The sequence below is a fragment of the Chlorogloeopsis fritschii PCC 6912 genome (assembly GCF_000317285.1).
Taxonomy (GTDB): Bacteria; Cyanobacteriota; Cyanobacteriia; order Cyanobacteriales; family Nostocaceae; genus Chlorogloeopsis; species Chlorogloeopsis fritschii.
In genome coordinates this window covers 24,935-47,423 of record NZ_AJLN01000120.1, presented here as the reverse complement: position 1 = coordinate 47,423, position 22,489 = coordinate 24,935, and the positions used below count along the sequence as shown (strand labels likewise).

The window sequence follows — 22,489 nt, the reverse complement described above, 5'->3', positions numbered from 1 at the left end:
ATGAATATTGATTTAAATAAAAAAGGCGTCATCTTAATTGTCGATGACATTCCTAGTAATTTAGAAATTCTATTTGATTTGTTAGCCGATGCTGGATTTACAGTCTTAATTGCTGAAGATGGTGAAAGTGCGATCGCTAGAGCAGAATACGCTCCACCCGACTTGATTTTATTAGACGTACTCATGCCGGAAATAGACGGTTTTGAAACGTGCCGTCGTTTGAAGGCTAATGAACGAACAAAAGATATTCCGATCATTTTTATGACTGCACTTGCCGAAACAGTCGATAAGGTGAAAGGCTTGAGTCTAGGTGCAGTAGATTACATTACCAAACCACTTCAACACGAGGAAGTTTTAGCCAGGATCGAACTTCATCTCAAACTGCGGAATCTGACAAAGACACTCCAGGAGCAAAATCTGCAAATCAAAGAACAAGCTGCTTTGCTTGATATCACCACAGATGCCATTGTCGTTCAAGACTTAGACAACCAAATTTATTTTTGGAACAAAGGGGCTGAAAGTCTGTATGGATGGAAGTCTCAAGAAGCAGTTGGCAAGAAGGTGAATCAGCTTGTGTATCGAGCGGAAACAACATCTCAACTCCAAAATATCTACAAAAGTCTAGCCGAAAATGGTTCGTGGCAAGGTGAATTGCAACAAGTCACAAAACAAGGGCAAGGGATTATTGTTGCCAGTCGTTGGACTTTGATGCGCGATCAAGATGGGAAACCAAAATCAATTTTAACGGTTAATACCGACATCACAGAGAAAAAACAACTCGAAAACCAATTTCTTCGCGCTCAACGACTGGAGAGTATTGGCACGCTTGCTGGTGGTATTGCCCATGACTTAAACAATATCCTGACTCCAATTCTGACAGCAGCGCAATTATTGCAGCTCAAACTCCCCAATACCGATGAACGAACTCAGCAGATGATGAGGACAATAGAAGCTAACGCTAAACGGGGAGCCGCTTTGGTTAAACAAGTGCTGCAATTTGCACGCGGAGTTGAAGGTAAGCGGATGATTGTGCAAGTTGGGCACCTGTTCTCAGAAATTAAGCAGATCGTCGAAGAGACATTTCCGAAATCGATTGAACTTTTTACAGATATTAAGCCAGAATTGTGGGCTGTAATTGGAGATGCTACGCACTTGCATCAGGTGTTGATGAATTTAGTAGTCAACGCTCGCGATGCCATGCCCAATGGTGGCACTCTCAGTATTTATGCTGAGAATATATATATAGATGAACACTATGCTCGCATGAATTTAGATGCAAGTGTCGGGCCTCATATTCAGATTACAATCGCAGATACGGGAGTGGGGATGCCTCCAGAAATAGTGGATAGAATATTCGAGCCATTTTTTACTACAAAAGAAGTTGGCAAAGGTACAGGGTTGGGACTTTCAACTGTTAGGGGTATTATTAAAAGCCACGGTGGATTTGTCAACGTACATAGCAAGGTTGGTAAAGGAACTGAATTTAAAATCTTCTTGCCAGCAGTTGAGGCAACAGCAACGCTCTTCAGAGAAGACTTAGAAATATTCAAAGGCAACGGAGAATTGATTTTAGTTGTAGATGACGAAGCTAGAATTCTAGAAACTACAAAAATTTCGTTAGAAACTTACAATTACAAGGTGCTGACAGCCAGTGATGGAATTGAGGCGATCGCTCTGTATGCCCAATACCTAGATGAAATTAGCGTGGTTTTGGTAGATATGATGATGCCCTCGATGGATGGTGCAACTACCATTCGCGCCTTACAAAAAATTAACGGGCTTGTCAAAATTATTGCTGTTAGCGGTTTAGCACCCAGCGATAAACTTGCAGGGTTTGCAGCCATTAAATCATTTATTGCCAAACCTTACACAACTAAAGAATTATTACAAAATTTACACAACATTCTTTGTCAGGAATCGAAAAGCTTAGAGAATGAAACAAAATGGGACAGATGGAATAGTGTAAGGATGTGAGGAAAATTCACCCCCACATCCTATGAAAAGTGAAAACTTAATGTATTTTTTTACAAAAAACCTTCTCTTTCAGCAAACTTACGCAAGCGTGGCAGACATTGACGCTGATAAAAACTGCTTAAAGTCGAAATGGACAAACCAAATTCTGCCGATAACTCCTTCCAACTTACCTCTGGTGGTAAACGTTTCAAAATTAACACTTGACAATTTACTTCTGGATGTCCTTGAATGTGGGTGCTACCCAGTTCTCCATCAATATCTTCTTCCACCCAAAGCTTTACAGTTTCTAAAATTGGAGGTAGATCTGGTGGAGCAGCCAAGTTTTCTTCCAGATGATAAATTTGAGTGCGATCGCCAAAAATGAATTGATTGACATTGAGAAATGCTTTTTTAGTCTTTTCCTCCTGCTGCTGACGGTAAAAGTCTTGCAATCTCCATCTGAGATAAGTATTTAGCCAGGTGATTACAGAACCACGTGTAGCGTCATATGCTCCACAAATATTTGAGCAAAAATACAACCAAGTTTGTTGCAGTGCATCTTGATAGTATGGAGTGTTTTCCTTCCAGAGTTTGTTTGCAGCCAAACGAATGATTTGGGTGAGCCGCTTCTGACGCTGTGGATTTCCGGCTGGATATTCACAAGCCTCTTTCACTAAGCGGCGTAATTGTTCCTCCAAGTGATGCATAACAGTTTTAGCAAACAAAGCAAGCTTTTCTCAGTATTGCGTAGAATTGCTCGCTAAGAAAGAACTCTGAATTGAGTTTTGGGGATCGGTGACTGGGGATAGAGCCAGAGGCTCCACTTATCGTTACCAGGTTGAACCCGGTAACGAGGGCACGAAGATTTCGACGCTCCAATCCACTCCTCTACTCTGTGCGATCGCATTTGCCAAAATGGAGATGAAAATTGTTGCTGCCCACCTACTATGTGGTTATCAGTGGCTCTATGAAACCTCAACTTAACATCAATTGGCCTGAAGGAGCCTTCCAACGCTTTGAGCAGGCTAAATATTTTTTTGATCACAAAATTAATTCTGTAACTGATTCAGCACAGCAAATAGGCGAGTCTTGGAAACAAACAGCAACACAAACAACCGATCGCGCAATTAATACAGTTACTACTAATTTGGAGCAAACTAAAAATTCGTTAGAGCAAGCATGGCAAACTGCCGAACAAATTCCCAACTCAACATCGTCAGCTATTCAAACTGCAATTTCTGCTTCTTTGGGTGATTGGCTCAGAGAACACCCTGCTATTCTCCGACTGTTAGAAATCTTGAGTTGGGCAACTAATCACCCAGTTGTTAGTTTAATTATTCTGCTGTTTGCTATATCGATAATTTGGAGTATTATTAGAGCAATTGTACGCTTGATTGAAACAGCTAGTTGGTCAATCTTGCAAGTTCCTTTCAAATTACTTTTGGTTGCAATTAAACTTAGCTTTTTATCATTTACTAAAATTGGCAGTTTTACTATTCAAAAAATAACAAGCGATCGCACAACTGATAAATTACCGATATTACCACCAGGCGATGCTCAATTGCTTCACATTAATAAACAGCAAAGATTGGTAGAAATTCAAGAGCGATTAGCTCAAATTCAACAAGAACAACATGAGCTTTTGCAAGAAGCAGCAGAACTTTTATCGCAAGACAGAATTGATGTTAGTTAATATAAGCCTTCAGATTAGAAGTCTGAGGCTAAACAGGCAAAGCCTGCGAAGGCAGGCTATATTGAGCAATTTTTGTAGAGTGGACACTGCTTAACTCTCCTCAAACCTTTATTTTAAAATGGTGGACAGTGCCCACCTTAGGGTTATTGAGAATTGCCAAAGCGACACATTTCAGAGTAAAAACTACATTGTGAGTGGGGAACTTATGGGAAACTAGAACATTTCTATACAGATGGCAGTAAAGACTTTCGCTCTAGCCACCTGTTAAGAAAGACATAACTTGGATAGAAGCAGTTCTGTGAGAAAATTGGATTGCAAGAAACCGAGAAGAAAGACTGGGAGTTAACCCCTGAAAGCTTAAATTTTATTCGGTTAAGGATAGAAACAGCTTATCTAATCCCCAACTATCATCCTGAGCACATATGGTGATTCGACTAGTGCCAGAAGCTAGCAATTTAAGTCTTGGCGATCTACTTTATGCTTTGAGGAGACTAGATCTTCTCATTGCGCAAGCAGTAGCTACAGCGCCAACTGTTTATGGAGTAGAGGCGGCAACTGATGCTTATCGAGGCCTTTATATTAGTCGAGAAGAGGTGGAGCGTCTTTTAGATCGCGAACCAGGAATTCCCACACTGCAAGTTGGGGAAAAAGCATTAAAGCAAGTTTCTCTCAAATCAATTAGCAATAGCAGTCGCTTGGGTTGGTTGAAAGATACTTTTAGCCTTTCAGAATTCGATATCGATTTAATTTTCATCGCCTTAGCGCCTGAAGTCGATCTGCGCTACGAGCGTCTCTATGCCTATCTTCAAGATGATGTTACCCGTAAACGTCCTAGTGTAGACCTAGCGCTGAATTTACTCTGTTCGTCAGCAGAAGCCAAGCTGTTGCATCGCGCTCATTTTGTCTCTAATGCACCGTTAATTCGTCACAGACTGATTCATTTGATTCCTGATACCAACCAAAGTCAACCACCGCTCCTCGCTCACTACCTCAAGCTAGATGAGCAGATTGTTCGTCTTTTACTAGAACAGGAAGGTTTAGATCTGCGTCTTTTGCCCTACTGCCAAATGGTTAAGCCTTCAGTATCCCTAGATGAGCTACCCTTAAATACCACAATCAAACAAGCACTGCGATCGCTAACTTTGCAAAGCTGGCAGACACAACAACCATTACGACTTTATTTTCAGGGGACTGACGATATCTATCAAAATCTGACTGCTCAAGCACTAGCCTCGGAAGTCGGAGCCAAGTTAGTCAGTGCAAATATGACTCAGCTCGTAGCGATTAAAGAAGATTTTGAGCAAATCGTGCTGCTTTTAGTGCGAGAAGCTTGTTTGCAAAGAGCGATTTTGTATCTGCAAGGAATGGATGCGTTATGCAGTGATGAAAAGATTTTTTCTTACCAGAATTTACTAGATGAGCTAAGTCATTATGCAGGAATTGTTGTCCTTGCAGGTACCCAGCCCTGGATATCCTCTGGGCAAGATCCGAACGGAGTTATTGCTGTTCCATTTACTATTCCTAACTTTTCTGAGCGACTGGCTTGTTGGCAGACTCATTTACATCAAGCCGATATCCTACTACCAGAAGTTGCTCTCAATACCTTAGCCGATCGCTTTCGTTTGATGCCAGGACAAATTGCCGCTGCCGTCGTTGATGCTAGCAATCGATCGCGTTGGCGAACAGCAATTTCAAACTCCGATGCTAGCAAGTCTTCGATGCTGCTTGGCGATTTATTCTCAGCAGCGCGATCGCAATCAGGACATGACTTAGCAGGATTAGCACACAAAATCGAGCCACTCTACACTTGGGATGATATCATTTTGTCCGACGATGCTCGGACTCAGCTACAGGAAATGTATCAATGGGTTGTCCATCGCCATCAAGTTTTGCAGGAATGGGGATTTGGACGCAAGCTTGCTTATGATCGTGGTGTGAGCGCTCTGTTTGCTGGCCCTTCGGGTACGGGTAAAACCATGTCTGCGGAGATCATTGCCAAGGCTCTGGGGCTGGATCTCTATAAGATTAATCTATCTAGCGTAGTCAGCAAGTATATCGGCGAAACGGAAAAAAACTTAGAACGGATTTTTACGGCGGCAGAGAATGCTAATGCAATTCTGTTTTTTGATGAGGCAGACGCGCTATTTGGAAAACGATCTGAAGTGCGCGACGCTCACGATCGCTATGCCAATATTGAAATTGCTTATCTTTTGCAGCGAATGGAGCAGTATGAAGGCATTACGATTCTGGCAACCAACCTGCGCCAAAATATCGATGATGCCTTTATGCGACGCTTGCAGTTTATCATTGAGTTTCCCTTTCCCGATGAGGAGCGACGGCGGCAAATTTGGGAAATTCTGATCCCAAAAGAAGCGCCACAAGACGAAGGAATTGATTACGAGTTTTTAGCAAGACAGTTTCGGTTCTCTGGCGGAAACATTAAGAATATTGTACTAAAAGCAGCATTTTTGGCTGCTGCCGAAGGCGGATGTATTACAATGAAGTATTTAGTACGAGCAACTTGGCGAGAATCTCAAAAAATAGGGCAAGCGATCGGCAAAAACGACTTTGGGAAGTATGCTGAAATGTTGCCATGAATAATGATGAGTGCGATCGCGCCGAGTTTCGTCAAGAAATTGCAGAAGGTCTTCGCTATACTCACTTTCGGGCTGATGCCAACACGGGTAAGCTGTTGGAGATTGCCTCGTTTCTCTACGCAGCGATCGACCTATTGAGCGAAAAAGGTTTATTAGATATTGCCGAGTTAGACGAACGCAAAAAGCAAGCGGCAGCTAACTTAAAGGAAAAGTTTAGCGATCGCGGTATGGGCGTAGTCTACCAAAAGCCAGAGGCAGACAAATATGCCTTTACAGATGGAGTGGCGATTGACTGCGAAAATCGCCTTCATCTGTGTCATGCGGCTTGTTGTAAGCTTCCCTTTGCCCTCTCTCGGCAAGATGTGGAAGAGGGTATTGTGTGTTGGGAGTTTTCTGCTCCTTATTTAATAGCTCACGGCAAAGATGGGTATTGCCAGCATTTAGATCGCGAGAAAAAATGCTGTTCGGTATATACTCATCGTCCCTTGCCTTGCCGGGGCTACGATTGCCGAAACGATCAAAGGATTTGGCTGGATTTTGAGAATGGGGTTATCAATCCCAAAATTAACGCTCCAGATTGGCCTCAGTGTCTGGAGGAAGAACAGAATGACTAGAACTGTTGCAAACAAACAATCTCAGAGTAAAGAGCGGGAACAGAATACTAAAGAGCGATCGCCCCAACAGGAGCAACAAACCAATCCTTACAGTGTTTAACAAGAATATGAAGCCCTTCCAGAAAGAACTGGTTGATAACCATCAGACGATCGTCATAGAAAGTAACCTACGACTGATGGCCCTGGCATTGAAACAGGACAAGACACCGGTAGTAGTGCATAGTAATGATAAAATCAGGTAGTGTCGTTCAATATAGAAGCTATGCACTGCCCTAAATGCAACTCGAACAACATAGTCAAAAATGGACACACTCAAATGGCGTTTACGCCCGTGAATCTGTTTACCTGCATCATAACCGACATCAATAGATATCATCGTTGCGGCTTCGACTGATTGGCTATCAACTGCTGCTTCGCAGGGGCTGGGTTCACGTCCTGCTGCTACCCGCACCCACTGGTAAAGTTTGTCATGTACCATAAGCCAAGTATCATCCTTCTGCCATCTGCGAAAATAGCCATAGACTGTTGACCATGCTGGAAAATCCCCCGGTAATCCTCTCCATGTACATCCCTGGCAAAGTACATACACAATCGCATTCATGATTGCATAAATCGATACACTGCGAGGACGACCACCTGGTTTGGCTTCTGGAAATAGATGTGCAATCAGTTCCCACTGCTCCCACGTCAAATTGCTAGGATATGCTTTAGTCATTTGCTCACAAGCTGCTGATTCTTCTACAAATTTCAGCTTAAGCCTTGTGAGTTTTCTTACAACAGCCCCCCACTTTTAAAACATCCTCTGAGTAAGCTGAAATTCCCCAACGGGGATTCTGTCTAAGAAGCGATCGCCTAATCTTAAAAATTGTGCAGAAAATCGCTAAAAACTTCCACCTTCTGAAACCTCACCTAAGCTAGTTGAAATTACGATTGAGTTCTGCTAATAGATAGTCTCATTAGCTGCTCAGTCTTCTGGGGTAATTTTGGGATGACTGTGAATCTGAAGTCTGTAGACAACCAAATTCCCGTAGCGATAGATTCAAAAACCGCTCCTACCGCCAATAAAACCCGCTACGTTCCCTCGCATCATCGACGCATACTTTGCATATTTCCCAAGTACAGCCCCTCTTTTGGCACTTTTCATCACGCTTATCCCTTGATGGGTAAAGTTCGGGCTTTTATGCCCCCACAAGGTATTTTGGTAGTAGCTTCCTACTTACCCCAAGAGTGGGAGGTTAGATTTATTGATGAAAATGTCCAAACAGCCAAAAAAACTGACTATGAGTGGGCTGATGCGGTGATTGTGAGCGGGATGCACATCCAACGCCCACAAATCAATGAGATTAATGCAATTGCTCATGCAGAAGGTAAAATAACTGTTTTAGGCGGCCCTTCTGTATCTGGTTGCCCAGAATATTATCCTGATTTTGATATTTTACATTTAGGCGAGCTAGGAGATGCAACTGATCGCCTGATTGAATACTTAGATCGTCACACCCAACGTCCCCTACAGCAAATTCGCTTTGAAACGAAAGAACGTTTACCCCTAAGCGAATTTCCCACCCCAGCTTACCACCTACTCAATCTCAATCAATACTTCCTAGCAAATATCCAGTTTTCTAGTGGTTGCCCCTATCGTTGTGAGTTTTGCGATATTCCCGAACTCTACGGGCGCAATCCCCGCATGAAAACCCCAGAACAGGTGATCGCCGAACTCGATACAATGCTCCAATGTGGTAATCCGGGATCGGTTTATTTTGTCGATGATAACTTTGTTGGCGATCGCCGTGCCCTGATGAAATTACTCCCGCACCTGATTGATTGGCAAAAACGCAACGGCTATCCCATCCAATTTGCCTGTGAAGCCACATTAAATTTGGCTCAAAGTCCCAAAATTCTAGAAATGATGCGCGAAGCCTATTTCTGTACCGTCTTCTGCGGCATTGAAACCCCAGAACCAGAAGCTCTCCATGCTATTTCTAAAACTCAGAATTTAAGTATGCCGATTCTAGAAGCAGTGAAAGTATTAAATAGCTATGGCATGGAGGTTGTATCGGGAATTATCATCGGTTTTGATACAGATACACCACAAACCGCCGAGCGAATTCTCGAATTTATTCGTCTATCTCAAATTCCAGTATTGACAATTAATCTTTTGTATGCATTACCTAAAACACCTTTGTGGCGTAGGTTAGAGCAAGAAGGGCGACTGGTGTTTGATAGCGATCGCGAATCGAATATTAAGTTTTTAATGCCTTACGAACAAGTAGTAGAAATGTGGCGTCGTTGTATAACCACTGCTTACGAACCGGAATTTTTATATCAGCGATTCGCCCACAATATGAAACACACTTACCCCAATCGAATTAAGCTTCCCAATAGCCCGGCTCGTACTTCTGGGGCGAATATCCGTAAAGGGTTAACTTATATGGTAAATATTCTACTGCGGGTAGGTTTGTTTGGTAATTATCGCTCTTACTTCTGGAGCATGGCAAAACCAGCACTAAAAGCAGGTGATATCGAAAGTGTAATTCATGTTGGGCTAGTGGGACACCATTTAATTAAGTTTGCTCAAGAGTGTGCCAAAAATAAAGAATCCGCTTCGTTTTATTCTCAAAAAATACGTAATGTCGCTCATACCTAATACATCTATGACAACAAAGCCCTGGGATGCCCGACTTGCTGGCTGGTTAGTTAGTCCCCTCAAAGACAGTTGGGTAACACCCAATCATCTCACTACAGTTAGACTGGTGACTGGGGTGTTGGCAACAGCAGCACTAGCAGTTGGTAGTTATGACTGGGCAAATATTGGAGCTGGGTTGTTTGTCTTGTCGAACTTTTTGGATCACACAGACGGTGAATTAGCTCGACTGAGTGGCAAGAGCAGTAAATGGGGACATCAGTACGACCTTGTCAGTGACGCCATCATCCATATACTCTTGTTTGTAGGTATTGGTTATGGTCTCATCAATAGCCAACTCGGTGTGTGGGCATTGGTGATGGGTATAGTCTCCGGTGTTTCTGTTGCTGCTATTTTCCACTTGCGAAACGTGATGGAACAGCAACATGGTAAAGACGCAACGCGACAACCAAATTTTGCTGGTTTCGATATCGAAGATATTTTATATTTATTTCCTGTTGTCACTTTGCTAGGCGGATTAGAGCAGTTGCTGATTGCGGCTACTATTGGTGCGCCAACCTTTGCAATATGGGTAATTTGGCAATTTCGCTCCATGCCCCATCCTGGAAAAGACGCAGAAAAGTCGCTATAGAATTTCCTTTTGACGGGTTTTCATGCTTTCGCCGTGTCGGTAAATGCGATAAATCATTCCATAAATTGTGCTCAATCAAAAATGTTATTAGCGTGTCAAACTAAAAGACAAAGTTTTAATAAAGGTTTTTTAGGATGCATTCTTGCAATCAACTAGAGCAAATTTGGCAGGATAACGCACTTGAGAGCATTATAAATATAGTCAAAGCACCTGATGGGGATTTTGAGAGTATTGGCAAACTCGCAAATGCCCTCAACGATCTGGATGGCTTGCAGAAAGTAATTGAATTTCTCTCTAACACCCCACAAGGGAAACAAGCATTTCAAAAGCGTCTCAGGCTGGGTGATGTCGATCTGCAAAAACTCTATCGTTTGCCAGCCAACACATTAGGATACGCCTATGCTAAACATATGCTTGAAAACAATTTGAAACCTTTACAGGCAGGGCAAGTAGAGAATGATTGCCAATTTTTAGGAGCGCATATTACCGAAACCCATGACATTTGGCATATCGTCACTGGGTGCGATACGAATATTTTGGGAGAAATCCAATTAGAAGCTTTCTATGTTGCCCAACTATACTTTACGCGTTTCTGGTTGGCATTATTAGCTAAAAATCTTGTCAAAGCTGTTATTTATGATATTGATGTTTCGACAAAATACATGGATGCGATCGCCAAAGGATGGCTGATGGGAAAACAGGCTAAACCTCTGTTTGGCATTGAATGGAATCTGTTGTGGGAAAAGCCACTGGAGAATGTCCGTACTTCGTTAAACATCATTCTTCCTGAAACTTAAAAGCTCGGTTTTACAAAGAAAGGCAAAGGAGCAAGGGCAGAAGGCAGTCGTGATCAAACTTGTCTCATCGCAACTGTCTTCTACTTCTGTGTTCGATTTATTCACTAAAAACAGATGAGATCAGCGCCATTACAGCATAAACTTTTGGATGGTAAAGCTGACAAAAGAGGTTGCTGTGACTAAATTTCTATTTGTAACCGATTTAGATAACACTCTCGTAGGCGATGACAAGGCTCTATTGGAATTAAACGATCGCTTGCAAAGGCACCGCCAAGAACACGGCACCAAAATTGTGTATGCGACTGGGCGATCGCCAATTCTGTATCGAGAACTGAAAGAAGAAAAAAATCTTTTAGAACCAGATGCCCTGATTTTGGCTGTAGGAACAGAAATATATATAAACGGCGACACTTTTGATCCAACTTGGGCAGAAAAACTTTCACAAGGATGGGACAGAGAATTGGTATTATCTACTACTGCTAATTTCCCGGAATTACAACCACAACCCGATTCAGAACAGCGCCCCTTCAAGGTGAGTTTTTTCTTGAACCAAGATGCATCTGTAACCGTTTTATCCCAGTTAGAATCAGAGTTACGGAAAAGAGGTCTAAATATAAAGTTAATTTATAGTAGTGGTATAGACCTTGACATTGTGCCTGACAGGAGCGATAAAGGTCAGGCAGTACAATTTCTCCGTCAAGAATGGAAATTTTTAGCCGAGCAAACTGTCGTCTGTGGTGATTCTGGCAATGATATTGCTTTATTCGCCGCAGGCAACGAACGAGGAATCATTGTTGGAAACGCTCGCCCAGAGCTACTCCAGTGGCACAATGAGAACCCTGGCGATCGCCGCTACCTGGCAAAGAACTTCTGTGCGGGCGGAATTATTGAAGGATTACGATATTTTGGACTCATAGAATGATTAGCTATCTTAAAGGTATCGTCGCAGGAATTCAGAAACATGGCGGTAATCGCTATATTCTCACTCTCGAAGTCAATGGCATAGGGTATGACTTGCAAATCCCGGCACGAATGGCACAGCAGTTACCAGAGTCGGGAGGCGAAGTACAAGTATTTACCCATTACCAAATTCGAGAGGAGATGCCATTTCTATATGGGTTTGCTTCGCCTGGAGAACGTGATGTGTTTCGCCACTTGTTGAGTGTTAGTGGTATCGGTGCAGCTTTGGCGATCGCTTTATTAGACACTCTAGAACTGCCAGAATTAGTGCAAACCATTATTACTGGCAATGTTCAATTATTAATTCAAGCTCCTGGCGTCGGCAAAAAAACTGCCGAACGTATCTGTTTGGAGTTGAAAAGCAAGTTAATTGAATGGCGCAAAACAGCAGGATTTTTCGTCGCTACAGGTGGCCCTGCACCGGGTATCCTTGAAGAAGTACAAATGACTCTGTTGGCATTGGGTTACACTCCCAGTGAAGTCAGCCATGCCTTACACGTAGTCAGCGAAGATATTGGATTGCCTAAAGACGCCTATGTAGAAGACTGGATTAAACAAGCGATCGCTCATCTTAGTAGTAGTGAATGTAGTCATTAGTTAATAGATAGTAGTTAGTGGTTAGTGGTTAGTTGTTCACTACTCCTGTGCTCCTGGTGCCCCCTGCTTTGTTGTCCCCTTGTCTTGTTGTCTCCCCCTCGCGCTCTCTCCTGCTAAAACATGGCTGTCGATCCTTACGCTTGGATAGAACAATCTCTAGCAACTATTCACCGTGCGGACTGGTATCGTTCTGTACAAACAATTAACGGCGATCCAGGTGCAACAGTGCTTTTAGAAGGACGAGAGGTAATTAATTTTGCCAGTAATGACTATTTGGGATTAGCTGGCGATTGGCGTTTAATAGCCGCAGCAACTGCTGCTATCCAAGAGTATGGAACTGGCAGTACTGGTTCTCGATTACTCAGTGGACACAGAAAATTACACTGTGAATTAGAGGAGGCGATCGCATCTCTCAAGCAAACAGAAGATGCGCTGGTTTTTAGTTCGGGTTATTTGGCAAATTTAGGGACAATAACTGCTTTAGTAGGCAAGCGAGATTTAATTTTAGCTGACCAGTATAATCATTCAAGTTTAAAAAATGGAGCAATTCTTAGTGGTGCAACCATAATTGAATTTCCTCATTGTGATGTTTGCGCTTTAAAAAGTGAGTTACAACGAGTGCGACAAAACTACCGACGCTGTCTGATTGTTACCGATAGCGTTTTCAGCATGGATGGGGATTTATGCCCTCTACCTGCACTGTTGGAGCTAGCTGAAGAGTTTAGCTGTATGCTGCTAGTTGATGAAGCTCATGCTACTGGAGTTTTAGGAAAAACTGGTGCTGGATGTGTAGAACATTTTGGCTGTACGGGCAGACAACTCATCCAAATTGGCACTATGAGTAAAGCTTTGGGTAGTTTAGGTGGATATGTAGCGGCAAACGCCACCCTCATTGACTTTTTGCGAAATCGCGCATCGACTTGGATTTATACCACCGCTCTTTCGCCTGCTGATGCGGCAGCAGCATTAGCAGCAATTCACGTAGTACAACAAGAACCGCAACGCCATACCCAACTCTGGCAAAATGTAGCCCAACTGAAAGAGTTGATGCAAAAATACTTACCAAACCAAAGATTACTACCTTCAGAATCACCCATTCTGTGCTTGCAATTACCGAGTGCAGCCGATGCACTCAAAGTAGGACAATATCTCAAATCCGCTGGTATATTTGCCCCTGCGATTCGTCCCCCCACCGTTCCCACAAGTCGGATACGCATCTCTGTAATGGCAACTCACGAAGCAGCCCATATCGAGAAATTAATCCAGTCTCTTCATAGCTGGTTTGAAAAACTTTAAACTCTGAATGCAACAAATCCTCGTTCCCAGGTTGAACCTGGGAGCGAGAACTAGAGCCTCTGGCTCTCTTGATCGTCTTATACCCTTCCCGCAGGCAAGGGTGCAAGACAATAATGTGATTATTGTGGTTGATTAGGTGTAGGTGTAGCTGGAGCAACCTTAACATTTTTAACATCTACGTTTTTGACACCTTTAATTTCTTGTGCCAAAGTAGGAACTCTATTCAGTTGCTCTTGAGTTGGAACCGTTCCAGCAATGGTTACAACACCTTCTTCAGCATCAACTGTTAACTGACTAGCTGGTAAATTTGCCTCTAATTTACCGCGAACTTCGCTTTCAAGATCTGCATCAGCTCTGTCTGCATCCCCACCAGTGATGTTGTTACGTTGCTCCCGTGCTCGAATGTCAGACTCGATTTGAGCTTTACGAGTGTCGCTAACAGCGTCTTGCTGAGTTTGTTGAGCCGTATCTTTGGTTGGTGCGTTAACGTTTTCATTAACGTTGCTGGGAGCTTCGGTACTAGTTCTAGAGTTAGTTTCGCAAGCTGCCACACCTACCACCAGTACACTGCTGATTAGTAACGGAATGAGTCTCTTCATTTCTTTTTGTTAGTTCAAAGTTTTAGTGATTAATTAACTTATGTGCAAGTTTGAGGAGCGAATATTGATAAAACAATCATTAGGTAATCATTTAGAGTTATGAGTTACCACCAACTACAACTGCTCAAAAACTCTATATTTTTACTAGATAGTTTCATCCCGACGATCAACGATGATTACCTTGGGATCGTTAGTCGTAACACTGCGAGTGGTATCTACTGTGGAAGTAGAAGGATTTACGTAGTCGCTGCGGCGAGTGGCATCGGTGGTATCGACGGTAGGAGCATTGTAAATACCAAACTCTTCAATACCCCGATTTCTGAGAATACTTTCGGCACGTTGGATTTCTAGTTCCGTACCTTCGACTATAACTAGATAATGGCCACGGGAGATGCGATCGTTATAAACCCTAGCTCGTTCTTCAGGAATTCCCAAGCCAATCAATGCTCCGACTAACCCGCCAGCCGCAGCACCAATACCAGCACCAGCAGCAGTTGTAGCTAAAGCTGTAGCTATTTCTCCTGCAAGTAAAATAGGGCCAACACCAGGAATTGCTAAAGTACCTAAACCAACGAGCAGACCTGTGAGACCTCCTAATATACCACCTGTCACTGCTCCAGCAGCAGCTCCTTCATCAGCCTTATTGCCAACATTTTCTTGGGCGTCAACACCACCAATACTACCTGTGCGATCTGCGTCTTTGGCAATTACAGCAACCTTATTCATGTTAAAGCCAGCATCTCTTAGTTCGGTGAGTGCATGTTCGGCGTCACGTCTGTTAGAAAATACCCCAACAGCACGCTGATGTTGGTTTTGTGCTACAACCATTTTGATTTCTCCATCTATTGTTTTTGCGCTTATATTACTGTTTTCCCTTGTTTTGAAGCGAGTTTCATCGCTCGCAAGGATAAACTGCCGATCTATCAATCGATGGGTTATTGTCTGTGAAAATGGGGCATAGAAGACAGAGGTAGTACAACTGGAGAAATGGTACATGGCAATAAGTGGGGTGAAAATTATCTTAGTAGAGCCAGCTGGGCCTTTAAATGTAGGATCTGTTGCACGAGTCATGAAAAATTTTGGATTCAATCAGCTGGTGTTAGTAAATCCTCAATGCGATCCTTTAGGAATAGAAGCAAGAAAAATGGCAGTACATGCCTGGGATATTTTAGAATCAACGGTATCAGTCGCAACATTGCCAGAGGCTTTGCAAGGATGCAGGCGAGCGATCGCTACGACTGGTATCGCCCATCACTGGGAAGCACCTTTAGAAAAACCCTCCACGGCACTACCTTGGTTATTGGAAGAAATAGGGCAACCGTCAGCACTGATTTTTGGTAGAGAAGACAGAGGATTAACTAATCAAGAATTAAACTATGCCCAGCGCTTTGTTCGCATTCCCACTAGTTCCAGCTATCCATCACTGAACTTGGCGACTGCTGTGGCTATTTGCTGCTATGAACTGGCAAAAGAGGACAAGGGGACAGAAGAGGAAGGGGGGAGAGAGGGAGAGGGGGAGAATGGTTCTTTGCGTCTGGTTGTCTCCACGTCTGATTCTGAACTCGCTCCTTTAGATGTTGTGGAGGCGTACTACCAGCAATTAGAATCTCTACTACTAAAGATTGGATACCTTTATTCCCATACAGCAGCTAGCCGTATGGAAAAATTTCGCCAACTATATAATCGTGCTCAATTACAAACTAGAGAAGTTTCTATGTTACGAGGTATTTTGCGACAGGTAGAATGGGCACTAGAGAACAAAAGCGATCGCGAAAATTCATAATTAATCGCCTACCATGTATGCAACTACCCTCCCAAACCGATTGAGTATGCCTTAAACTAAACACAAAATCTCAATTCAAAGCAGAAAAGGACACACAATAAAAATGCAGTCAGAACAAAGAATATTTTGACTTCTGGCTTGTTTTCCCTCTGTTCTTCCTTAATCATCAAGATTAAACTTTACCATGTTTATATGTGTCTGTATATACTTTATTAACAGCATATTCTAGGAGATAGTCTGGCGCGAAAATCTGCGGAAATAAAAGTTGAATTTATCCTTACAAAACCTTATGGAGATTAATAAAAAACTATTTGCGTCCACCTAGACAAAGCCCCAAAAACAATTGCTATATTGTGTAGTTTATATCACCACTATAAAATTGTATGCCAACCAAAACCACCATAACAGGTTTATCGCGGCGTCAAGCCCCTAAAGAAAAGCGCCAGCGTCCTCGCAAAGGGCAAAAATCGGGGCAGAATCAAGTAAAAGCATCTAGTCAGCAGCCTACTGCTCAAGGTAAAGCAATAATGATACGACCAGAAGCTAATCGTCCCCTCAATAATGCTAATGCAGCGGGGAAACGACCGGGGGTAATCATGCCAGCAACCATTAAACCCAGCCCAAGGGTACAGAAGCAAATACCTCCCTTAAAACCTAGTAATGTAAAAGTGAAAACTTTGGGGATGCGCAAGCAAGCACCACGCAAAAAAATCAGCTCATCCCGAAAAACACGGTTAAAGCCTATGGCAAAAACTATTTTATATGCTCTACGGTTATTAATTGTGGGAGTTGGTATCGGCGCGATCGTGGGAACAGTCCTATCAGTTTTAGATCCTGCTAGCCGCATTTCGACACAGGGAACATCAAATAATAACCCAAGGCAAATGCAAACACAACCAAATCCAACTCCTACAGCAGTTTCTGGCTTATCGTTATCACAAGAAATTACCCCCTTAAAAACTGCGGTACAAAGCTTAGTAGCTGACAATCCAAATCTGACGCCAGGGGTTTTTGTAGTAGATTTGGATAATGGTGGCTATGTAGATGTGAATGCCTCCTCAAGTTTTCCCGCCGCCAGCACGATTAAAATTCCGATTCTTGTTGCTTTTTTCCAAGATGTGGATAGTGGCAAAATTCGCCTAGATGAATCACTCACAATGCAAAAGGAAATGGTTGTGGGTGGTTCTGGAGATATGCGATTCAAACCAGTAGGAACTCAGTTCACAGCATTGGAAGTTGCAACGAAGATGATGACAATCAGCGACAATACAGCAACAAATATGCTAATAACCCGTATGGGTGGTATTGAAGCTTTAAATCAGCGTTTTCGTAGTTGGGGTTTGACAATCACAACCATTCGCAACCCACTTCCCGATTTGCAAGGTACTAACACCACTAGCCCCAAAGAATTAGGAAATTTGATGGCGATGGTAAATCAAGGCAATCTAGTAGGCATGATTTCGCGCGATCGCATCCTTGATATCATGCGTAAAACAGTCAGAAACCATCTTTTACCAACAGGTTTGGGACAAGGTGCAACAATTGCCCACAAAACCGGGGATATTGGTACTATGCTTGCAGATGCAGGCTTAGTCGATCTGCCCACGAACAAGCGCTACATAGTTGCAGTCATGGTGAAGCGCCCTAACAACGATCCGCGTGCTGAGAAATTAATTAGCTCCATTTCTCGTGCTGCTTACCAACAATTGACTCAAGTTGCTCCCATGCCTACAACAGGTTATCAGCCTCCTGTGATGGCACCTGGTGTGACACCAACAAGCACGCTGCCGCCAGCCTCTTATCAGCCTCCACTCATAAATCCGTCTCTAACAAATAATATGGGTAGCACTATGCCTCCTGTAAACAATAATTATCAGTCTCCACCAATGATGACCCCTCAGCAGTATTATTATCCTTATCAAAGATAATCTTCCTGCTTGTTTTGGATGGGTCATAGCTAATAGCTAAATGGACAAGTGAAATTAAACATAACTATATTACGAAAAGTAAACACCTCTAAAACCCTTACCAATGACTTATGACAAAGGACAAATGACGTTTTGAATTTTGAATTTGAAATCTTGAATTGCTGATGACATCTATTACACCCTCGATCCAATTTTTTGCTGGCATTGACGAAGAACTGAGCAATGTCAGCTTACGACGCGGTCGCACTTCTGGCAAGCGCAGCGTCTTAATGACGTTTAATCAATTAAAAGCTATCGAAGGATTTAACAGCTTCACGAAACAATCCTTAAATTCCATGCGCTTAACTGATGAAGAAGGTGAAATTAGCGTCACTCCTTCTTCTGTGCAATTTGTGTTTGGGGGTGCAGAAGGTGACGAATTACAGCGAGTCGAGTACAAATTTGAAATCGAACGGGATGACTATTGGGACAGATTTATGCGATTTATGCATCGTTACGCCGAGGCAAATGGTATGGCGTATGGAGAATCGCAACCATAAAATGCGCTTCAGATTTTGATTGGGGTGTTTAGTCTGATTTAATCTCTAGTTTTTGAGAGGATAGCTAAGTATTTCTAGAAAATCTAAAAAATCAAAGAAAAATAAAGCCTCCAAAGAACATGGCATTCGTATGCAAATTGACGCACCCATGCGACTTGGAAAGGGGATACCAGATATTGTGGCTGGCGATCGCACTCCCAGAAAATAAGCCTGGAAGTATTGCTACTGTAGAATTAGGTATTAGTTTCAAGAACAATACATCATCGCCTTTGCCTTTTAGAGATTTAGTTCCGGAACTTGTAGCACCGGATGGGCAAACACTTAAACCACAAGAGCCTGGAACTAAAGGAAATAAATGGGGATTAATTACACGAGGATTACCTGTAGGTATTACCTTACTTGGAAGAATTTCTTGGCGGAATAATTCACTTCAACTGGAAATTCCAACTTATTGGCATTATTTGGAAGCTTCACCAATTACACCTGAAAATTATTGGAATTTTGATAGTCTTCAGCCAGGAATATACAAACTGCGGTTTATTTGTGATATTCCCAGTAGGGAAGCTATATGCTCCAATCCAGAAACAAGACATCTAGCGGAATTAAAAGAAAACAACATAGCTAATCTAACAACTCCTTTTGTGAATCTCCGTTTAGTTCAACCTTTAGAACATAATAAAACAGCAGTTGAAGTAGATGGCATTCGCTTTGAAACTCTTGTACCAAAACAGGAGTTAAATATACCGAAAAAAGAACCCGGAGCCAAGGCTGGATTACAGTTAGCAGGAATTCGGATGACCAATAACAGATTAAATCCTGTGTGCTTTAGTTTCTATGTCACCGTAATTCCAGAAATTTTAGGGACAAATAGTCAAAGACTTTTTAGAGGGGGCTTTAGTGATTGGTTTAGACAAGCTGAAAAGTCAGATTTTGTCTTAGCCATGCCTGGAGAGGATGTAACATTTTTCCCTGGTACTGCAATTTGGTGGCAACAAAATGACAAGATTCTATTAGTAATTGATGCTCAAGATGGAGGAGCCTATACTTTTGAATTTTTCGATTCTGGTACTTATAAAATTCAGCTTAACTATGTGAATATACAAGCGTCAATCAAAGCATATGACCAAGAAGATATGAACTGGAAGCAAATCGAAGATGTTTGGACAGGTATGGTAATTACACCATTTGTGGACTTCAAATTAACGCGATCGTAAGTTTTAGTTGTATTACAACATTAGTGAACTTTGACGACTCAGAAACTGGAGAAAAAAAGCAAATAGAAAGCATTTTGACGGGAATAGTAACTACACCCTTTGTAGAATTTCACCTATAATCACGTTCCCTACTCGGTCAAGAACAGATGGGTGATGGCTTGCTTTGGTGGCTACTAATCGCTATCTTCACCCTCAGCAAGAGCCTACTACTAAGACTTCACTTAAAACTAGGGCGATCGCAAAGATGATCTAAAAAATTTTCCAGAATTACAACGTTAGCCTCACGCTAACACTTTAACGCCAAGTAGCACCCAGTCAGTAGGCAAAAAAACAAAGCGTCGCTTGTCATGTTTACCTGGCTGCTATATCTCAATGTAAATAAAGAGGGTAGTCACATGACATCTTTTGAATCACATGACAGCAACGTGGTTGAAGTAGATGGTGTTCGTTTTGAAACTATAGTATCTCAAACATTATTAACTATTCCTGAACCAAAACGCGCTGCTTCTACTTCTGTAGAGCTTGGTGTTCGCATTACGAATAACACGGAAACTATGCTTTATTTTTCATCGAATTTTTACTCCATGTTTCCAGAAATGATCGCACCCGATGGTCAATTAATGATAACAGGTATCGGCTGTGAGCGATTTAACTCACCAATGGAATCTGAGTTCGTGCTGTTAATACCAGGAAGATCAGTAACACTTTATCGAGATGCTTCTCTTTTTTGGATGCGGAACCGGAAAAAAAAGCGTGATCGAGAGTTAATTTTATATATTCCTTTTCCAGCCGAGGATATTTATTGTTTTTCCCCACTGTATCCAGGTACATATCAATTTCGGTTCAAGTATCGTAAATCTCGTGAAGGTGTCGAGGATCTTTCTCAGTGGATTGAACCAATCGCCTTACAAAGAATAATAGAAAATATTTGGACTGGAGAGGTGCTAACTCCGCTTGTAGATATTCAACTAGTCCAGTCATGAAATTGAGCAAGTCATAAAATTAGTTTTGACTTTACTCGCTAATTTTATGACAACGGCTGATATTTATTTGAAACTTGATCTCTAGGAAATAATAAAAAATGCGTAAAAAACCATATTTTCTAATTTGTGTAGCAACAAACTTACTAATGGCACATTAAGTCGCCTTGCCGGGGGATTGAGGCGGTGATAATTACTTACCATGTGTTTACTTTTACCTGGTTTGAGTGCGCTCAGTATACGCATTTGGCTTGGTGGTCGTTGAGTTTGTTTAGTATATCTTGTGAATGTGAAAATATTACATCTTAAAAGTGCTGCCATCATCTGCTGAGAGTGAAAAGAAATCTTACCCCAAGGCAATGATAGACTTTCTTGCTGGGAACCGAAAAAAGCGATCGCATTCGTGCAATCTGAAGATGTTAAAAAAATACTATCAACTACGCCTATACCTCATTCCCGGCATTTGCGAAACTAAACCCATCAATTCCAACTGCAACAAAGCACTAGCAACCTCGCCTGTCGCCATACCAGTTTGTTGGATAATCGTATCGAAGGGCAAATAATCTGAGGAAATTACATCCATTACCTTTTGCAGTTCTGGTGACAAATCAGGCAAGGTTAATTGCTGTGGTTCTGGGGATACTTGAACAAAATCCATCTGTGGAATTGCTCCCAACATTTTTAATAGTTCGTCTAACTCTTTGAGGATGGGGGCGGCACCTTGGCTGAGTAGCTTTAAACAACCTTGAGATGGGTAATCATCCAGCCTGCCTGGTAACACATAAATATCTCTACCAAATTCGTTTGCATAGTTAGCTGTAATCAAAGCACCAGATTTCAAAGGTGCTTCCATTACCAACACGGCACGACACAACCCGGCAATGATCCGGTTGCGGCGGGGAAAGTGGGCGCGATCGGGCGGGGTTTTGCTTGGATACTCGCTCAAAACTAACCCAGTGTTTAAAATCTGCTTGTACAGTTGTTGATTTTGGGCTGGATAGATAACATCTACACCCGTACCTAAAACTGCAACCGTGCGCCCTCCGGCTTTAATGACGGTAGCGTGAGTTTCAGTGTCAATTCCTTCTGCTAAACCAGAAACTACTGTAAACCCATTTTTAGCTAAAGCTGTACTAATTTGGCGAGTCCAACGAATACCATATTCTGAAGGTTGCCGCGTTCCGACAATTGCCACCATTGGTATTTGTCCGAGATTCTCTTGTAGTTCCACTGCTCCACGGTAGTACAAAACAGGTGGAGGACTGGAAATTTCTAGCAGTAAGCGAGGATATTCTGGATCTGCTGGTGTCCAAAAATAGGGATTTTGCTCTTGGTGCTGGGCAAGTAATTGTTCGGGATGAAGATGCGATCGCTGTTTTACTACCTTTGCCAATGTCTGAAACCCAAAACCCTCCACGGCTTCTAATTGCTTTGGACTGGCTTCCCAAGCTGTTTTGAGTGTACCAAAATGCTGTTGTAATCGTTGCACCAATATCGGGCCAATTCCAGATATGTGCGACCAAGCTAGCCAATATGCACGTTCAACTGCCAATTCTCCATCCTCATCTGCTCTGGGTTGATTATTCCCAGATTATGTGTGTCTGTTCACGATAAGATAAAAATAAAATCCCAAAATCCTGCATTCTTTAGAGCAAAGACAAAGATTG

Annotated in this window: 21 protein-coding genes; 16 read left to right on the top strand and 5 right to left on the bottom strand. The window is 42.4% G+C overall.

The genetic code is table 11. The features are described from left to right. The gene (locus UYC_RS0128050) at positions 1-1,974 is read left to right on the top strand and encodes an ATP-binding response regulator (protein ID WP_016878254.1); all 1,974 of its coding nucleotides are present in this window, start codon (positions 1-3) and stop codon (positions 1,972-1,974) included. A gap of 50 nt (positions 1,975-2,024) precedes the next feature. Here UYC_RS0128050 and UYC_RS0128045 read toward each other — a convergent pair whose 3' ends face one another. After that, positions 2,025-2,660 (bottom strand): hypothetical protein, encoded by a 636-nt coding sequence (locus tag UYC_RS0128045; RefSeq protein ID WP_016878255.1) that lies wholly within the window; start codon positions 2,658-2,660, stop codon positions 2,025-2,027. 88 nt (positions 2,661-2,748) lie between these two features. Between UYC_RS0128045 and UYC_RS38260 the strand changes: the two genes are divergently transcribed. The 4 genes from UYC_RS38260 (at position 2,749) to UYC_RS0128030 (ending at position 6,857) form a co-directional block, all read left to right on the top strand. Further along, entirely contained in the window at positions 2,749-2,937 is a 189-nt protein-coding gene (locus UYC_RS38260; protein WP_127011397.1) for a hypothetical protein, read from the top strand. After that, positions 2,921-3,646 (top strand): hypothetical protein, encoded by a 726-nt coding sequence (locus UYC_RS0128040; protein ID WP_016878256.1) that lies wholly within the window; start codon positions 2,921-2,923, stop codon positions 3,644-3,646. Before UYC_RS38260 ends, UYC_RS0128040 begins: the two co-directional genes overlap by 17 nt. 422 nt (positions 3,647-4,068) lie before the next feature. Continuing rightward, complete coding sequence (locus UYC_RS0128035; RefSeq protein WP_016878257.1) at positions 4,069-6,243, top strand: AAA family ATPase; 2,175 nt, start codon at positions 4,069-4,071, stop codon at positions 6,241-6,243. Further along, positions 6,240-6,857 carry a YkgJ family cysteine cluster protein gene (locus UYC_RS0128030; protein WP_016878258.1) on the top strand — a complete coding sequence of 206 codons (618 nt, stop codon included), beginning with the start codon at positions 6,240-6,242 and terminating at the stop codon, positions 6,855-6,857. Before UYC_RS0128035 ends, UYC_RS0128030 begins: the two co-directional genes overlap by 4 nt. Before the next feature lie 142 nt (positions 6,858-6,999). Here UYC_RS0128030 and UYC_RS0128020 read toward each other — a convergent pair whose 3' ends face one another. Beyond that, entirely contained in the window at positions 7,000-7,572 is a 573-nt protein-coding gene (locus UYC_RS0128020) for a transposase (protein ID WP_016878260.1), read from the bottom strand. A gap of 273 nt (positions 7,573-7,845) precedes the next feature. On the opposite strand from UYC_RS0128020, the gene UYC_RS0128015 reads away from it, so the two are divergent. The 6 genes from UYC_RS0128015 (at position 7,846) to bioF (ending at position 13,779) form a co-directional block, all read left to right on the top strand. After that, positions 7,846-9,501: a B12-binding domain-containing radical SAM protein gene (locus UYC_RS0128015; RefSeq protein ID WP_016878261.1), complete on the top strand. Its 1,656-nt coding sequence runs from the start codon at positions 7,846-7,848 to the stop codon at positions 9,499-9,501. A 7-nt stretch (positions 9,502-9,508) separates the two neighbouring features. Further along, on the top strand, positions 9,509-10,129 hold the full coding sequence (locus tag UYC_RS0128010; RefSeq protein WP_016878262.1) for a CDP-alcohol phosphatidyltransferase family protein: 621 nt from the start codon (positions 9,509-9,511) through the stop codon (positions 10,127-10,129). Positions 10,130-10,263: 134 nt separating this feature from the next. After that, positions 10,264-10,926 (top strand): Coq4 family protein, encoded by a 663-nt coding sequence (locus tag UYC_RS0128005; protein ID WP_016878263.1) that lies wholly within the window; start codon positions 10,264-10,266, stop codon positions 10,924-10,926. 175 nt (positions 10,927-11,101) lie between these two features. After that, positions 11,102-11,848 (top strand): sucrose-phosphate phosphatase, encoded by a 747-nt coding sequence (locus UYC_RS0128000; RefSeq protein WP_026087710.1) that lies wholly within the window; start codon positions 11,102-11,104, stop codon positions 11,846-11,848. Continuing rightward, complete coding sequence (gene ruvA / locus UYC_RS0127995; protein WP_016878265.1) at positions 11,845-12,483, top strand: Holliday junction branch migration protein RuvA; 639 nt, start codon at positions 11,845-11,847, stop codon at positions 12,481-12,483. Before UYC_RS0128000 ends, ruvA begins: the two co-directional genes overlap by 4 nt. Before the next feature lie 120 nt (positions 12,484-12,603). Continuing rightward, the gene (gene bioF / locus UYC_RS0127990) at positions 12,604-13,779 is read left to right on the top strand and encodes an 8-amino-7-oxononanoate synthase (RefSeq protein ID WP_016878266.1); all 1,176 of its coding nucleotides are present in this window, start codon (positions 12,604-12,606) and stop codon (positions 13,777-13,779) included. Between the two features lie 119 nt (positions 13,780-13,898). Here bioF and UYC_RS0127985 read toward each other — a convergent pair whose 3' ends face one another. Beyond that, complete coding sequence (locus tag UYC_RS0127985; protein ID WP_016879748.1) at positions 13,899-14,378, bottom strand: BON domain-containing protein; 480 nt, start codon at positions 14,376-14,378, stop codon at positions 13,899-13,901. A 144-nt stretch (positions 14,379-14,522) separates the two neighbouring features. Beyond that, entirely contained in the window at positions 14,523-15,206 is a 684-nt protein-coding gene (locus tag UYC_RS0127980; RefSeq protein ID WP_026087711.1) for a general stress protein, read from the bottom strand. A 166-nt stretch (positions 15,207-15,372) separates the two neighbouring features. Between UYC_RS0127980 and UYC_RS0127975 the strand changes: the two genes are divergently transcribed. From UYC_RS0127975 to UYC_RS0127955, 5 genes are all read left to right on the top strand, one after another. After that, entirely contained in the window at positions 15,373-16,161 is a 789-nt protein-coding gene (locus tag UYC_RS0127975; protein WP_016878275.1) for an RNA methyltransferase, read from the top strand. A gap of 383 nt (positions 16,162-16,544) precedes the next feature. Then, positions 16,545-18,089, top strand: coding sequence for a serine hydrolase (locus UYC_RS0127970; RefSeq protein ID WP_016878283.1), 1,545 nt, complete (start codon positions 16,545-16,547; stop codon positions 18,087-18,089). A gap of 164 nt (positions 18,090-18,253) precedes the next feature. Next, entirely contained in the window at positions 18,254-18,628 is a 375-nt protein-coding gene (gene psb28, locus UYC_RS0127965) for a photosystem II reaction center protein Psb28 (protein ID WP_016878289.1), read from the top strand. A gap of 119 nt (positions 18,629-18,747) precedes the next feature. Beyond that, on the top strand, positions 18,748-19,842 hold the full coding sequence (locus tag UYC_RS0127960) for a hypothetical protein (protein ID WP_235083158.1): 1,095 nt from the start codon (positions 18,748-18,750) through the stop codon (positions 19,840-19,842). 395 nt (positions 19,843-20,237) lie between these two features. Further along, on the top strand, positions 20,238-20,825 hold the full coding sequence (locus tag UYC_RS0127955) for a hypothetical protein (protein WP_235083159.1): 588 nt from the start codon (positions 20,238-20,240) through the stop codon (positions 20,823-20,825). A 430-nt stretch (positions 20,826-21,255) separates the two neighbouring features. Here UYC_RS0127955 and dprA read toward each other — a convergent pair whose 3' ends face one another. Next, entirely contained in the window at positions 21,256-22,374 is a 1,119-nt protein-coding gene (gene dprA, locus UYC_RS0127950) for a DNA-processing protein DprA (RefSeq protein WP_016878295.1), read from the bottom strand. Between the last annotated feature and the right edge of the window lie 115 nt (positions 22,375-22,489).

Coding starts and splice junctions, on each gene's coding strand:
- UYC_RS0128050 (WP_016878254.1), top strand. CDS start 1: ATGAATATTGATTTAAATAAAAAAGGCGTCATCTTAATTGTCGATGAC.
- UYC_RS0128045 (WP_016878255.1), bottom strand. CDS start 2,660: ATGCATCACTTGGAGGAACAATTACGCCGCTTAGTGAAAGAGGCTTGT.
- UYC_RS0128040 (WP_016878256.1), top strand. CDS start 2,921: ATGAAACCTCAACTTAACATCAATTGGCCTGAAGGAGCCTTCCAACGC.
- UYC_RS0128035 (WP_016878257.1), top strand. CDS start 4,069: ATGGTGATTCGACTAGTGCCAGAAGCTAGCAATTTAAGTCTTGGCGAT.
- UYC_RS0128030 (WP_016878258.1), top strand. CDS start 6,240: ATGAATAATGATGAGTGCGATCGCGCCGAGTTTCGTCAAGAAATTGCA.
- UYC_RS0128020 (WP_016878260.1), bottom strand. CDS start 7,572: ATGACTAAAGCATATCCTAGCAATTTGACGTGGGAGCAGTGGGAACTG.
- UYC_RS0128015 (WP_016878261.1), top strand. CDS start 7,846: ATGACTGTGAATCTGAAGTCTGTAGACAACCAAATTCCCGTAGCGATA.
- UYC_RS0128010 (WP_016878262.1), top strand. CDS start 9,509: ATGACAACAAAGCCCTGGGATGCCCGACTTGCTGGCTGGTTAGTTAGT.
- UYC_RS0128005 (WP_016878263.1), top strand. CDS start 10,264: ATGCATTCTTGCAATCAACTAGAGCAAATTTGGCAGGATAACGCACTT.
- ruvA (WP_016878265.1), top strand. CDS start 11,845: ATGATTAGCTATCTTAAAGGTATCGTCGCAGGAATTCAGAAACATGGC.
- bioF (WP_016878266.1), top strand. CDS start 12,604: ATGGCTGTCGATCCTTACGCTTGGATAGAACAATCTCTAGCAACTATT.
- UYC_RS0127985 (WP_016879748.1), bottom strand. CDS start 14,378: ATGAAGAGACTCATTCCGTTACTAATCAGCAGTGTACTGGTGGTAGGT.
- UYC_RS0127980 (WP_026087711.1), bottom strand. CDS start 15,206: ATGGTTGTAGCACAAAACCAACATCAGCGTGCTGTTGGGGTATTTTCT.
- UYC_RS0127975 (WP_016878275.1), top strand. CDS start 15,373: ATGGCAATAAGTGGGGTGAAAATTATCTTAGTAGAGCCAGCTGGGCCT.
- UYC_RS0127970 (WP_016878283.1), top strand. CDS start 16,545: ATGCCAACCAAAACCACCATAACAGGTTTATCGCGGCGTCAAGCCCCT.
- psb28 (WP_016878289.1), top strand. CDS start 18,254: ATGACATCTATTACACCCTCGATCCAATTTTTTGCTGGCATTGACGAA.
- UYC_RS0127960 (WP_235083158.1), top strand. CDS start 18,748: ATGGCATTCGTATGCAAATTGACGCACCCATGCGACTTGGAAAGGGGA.
- UYC_RS0127955 (WP_235083159.1), top strand. CDS start 20,238: ATGACATCTTTTGAATCACATGACAGCAACGTGGTTGAAGTAGATGGT.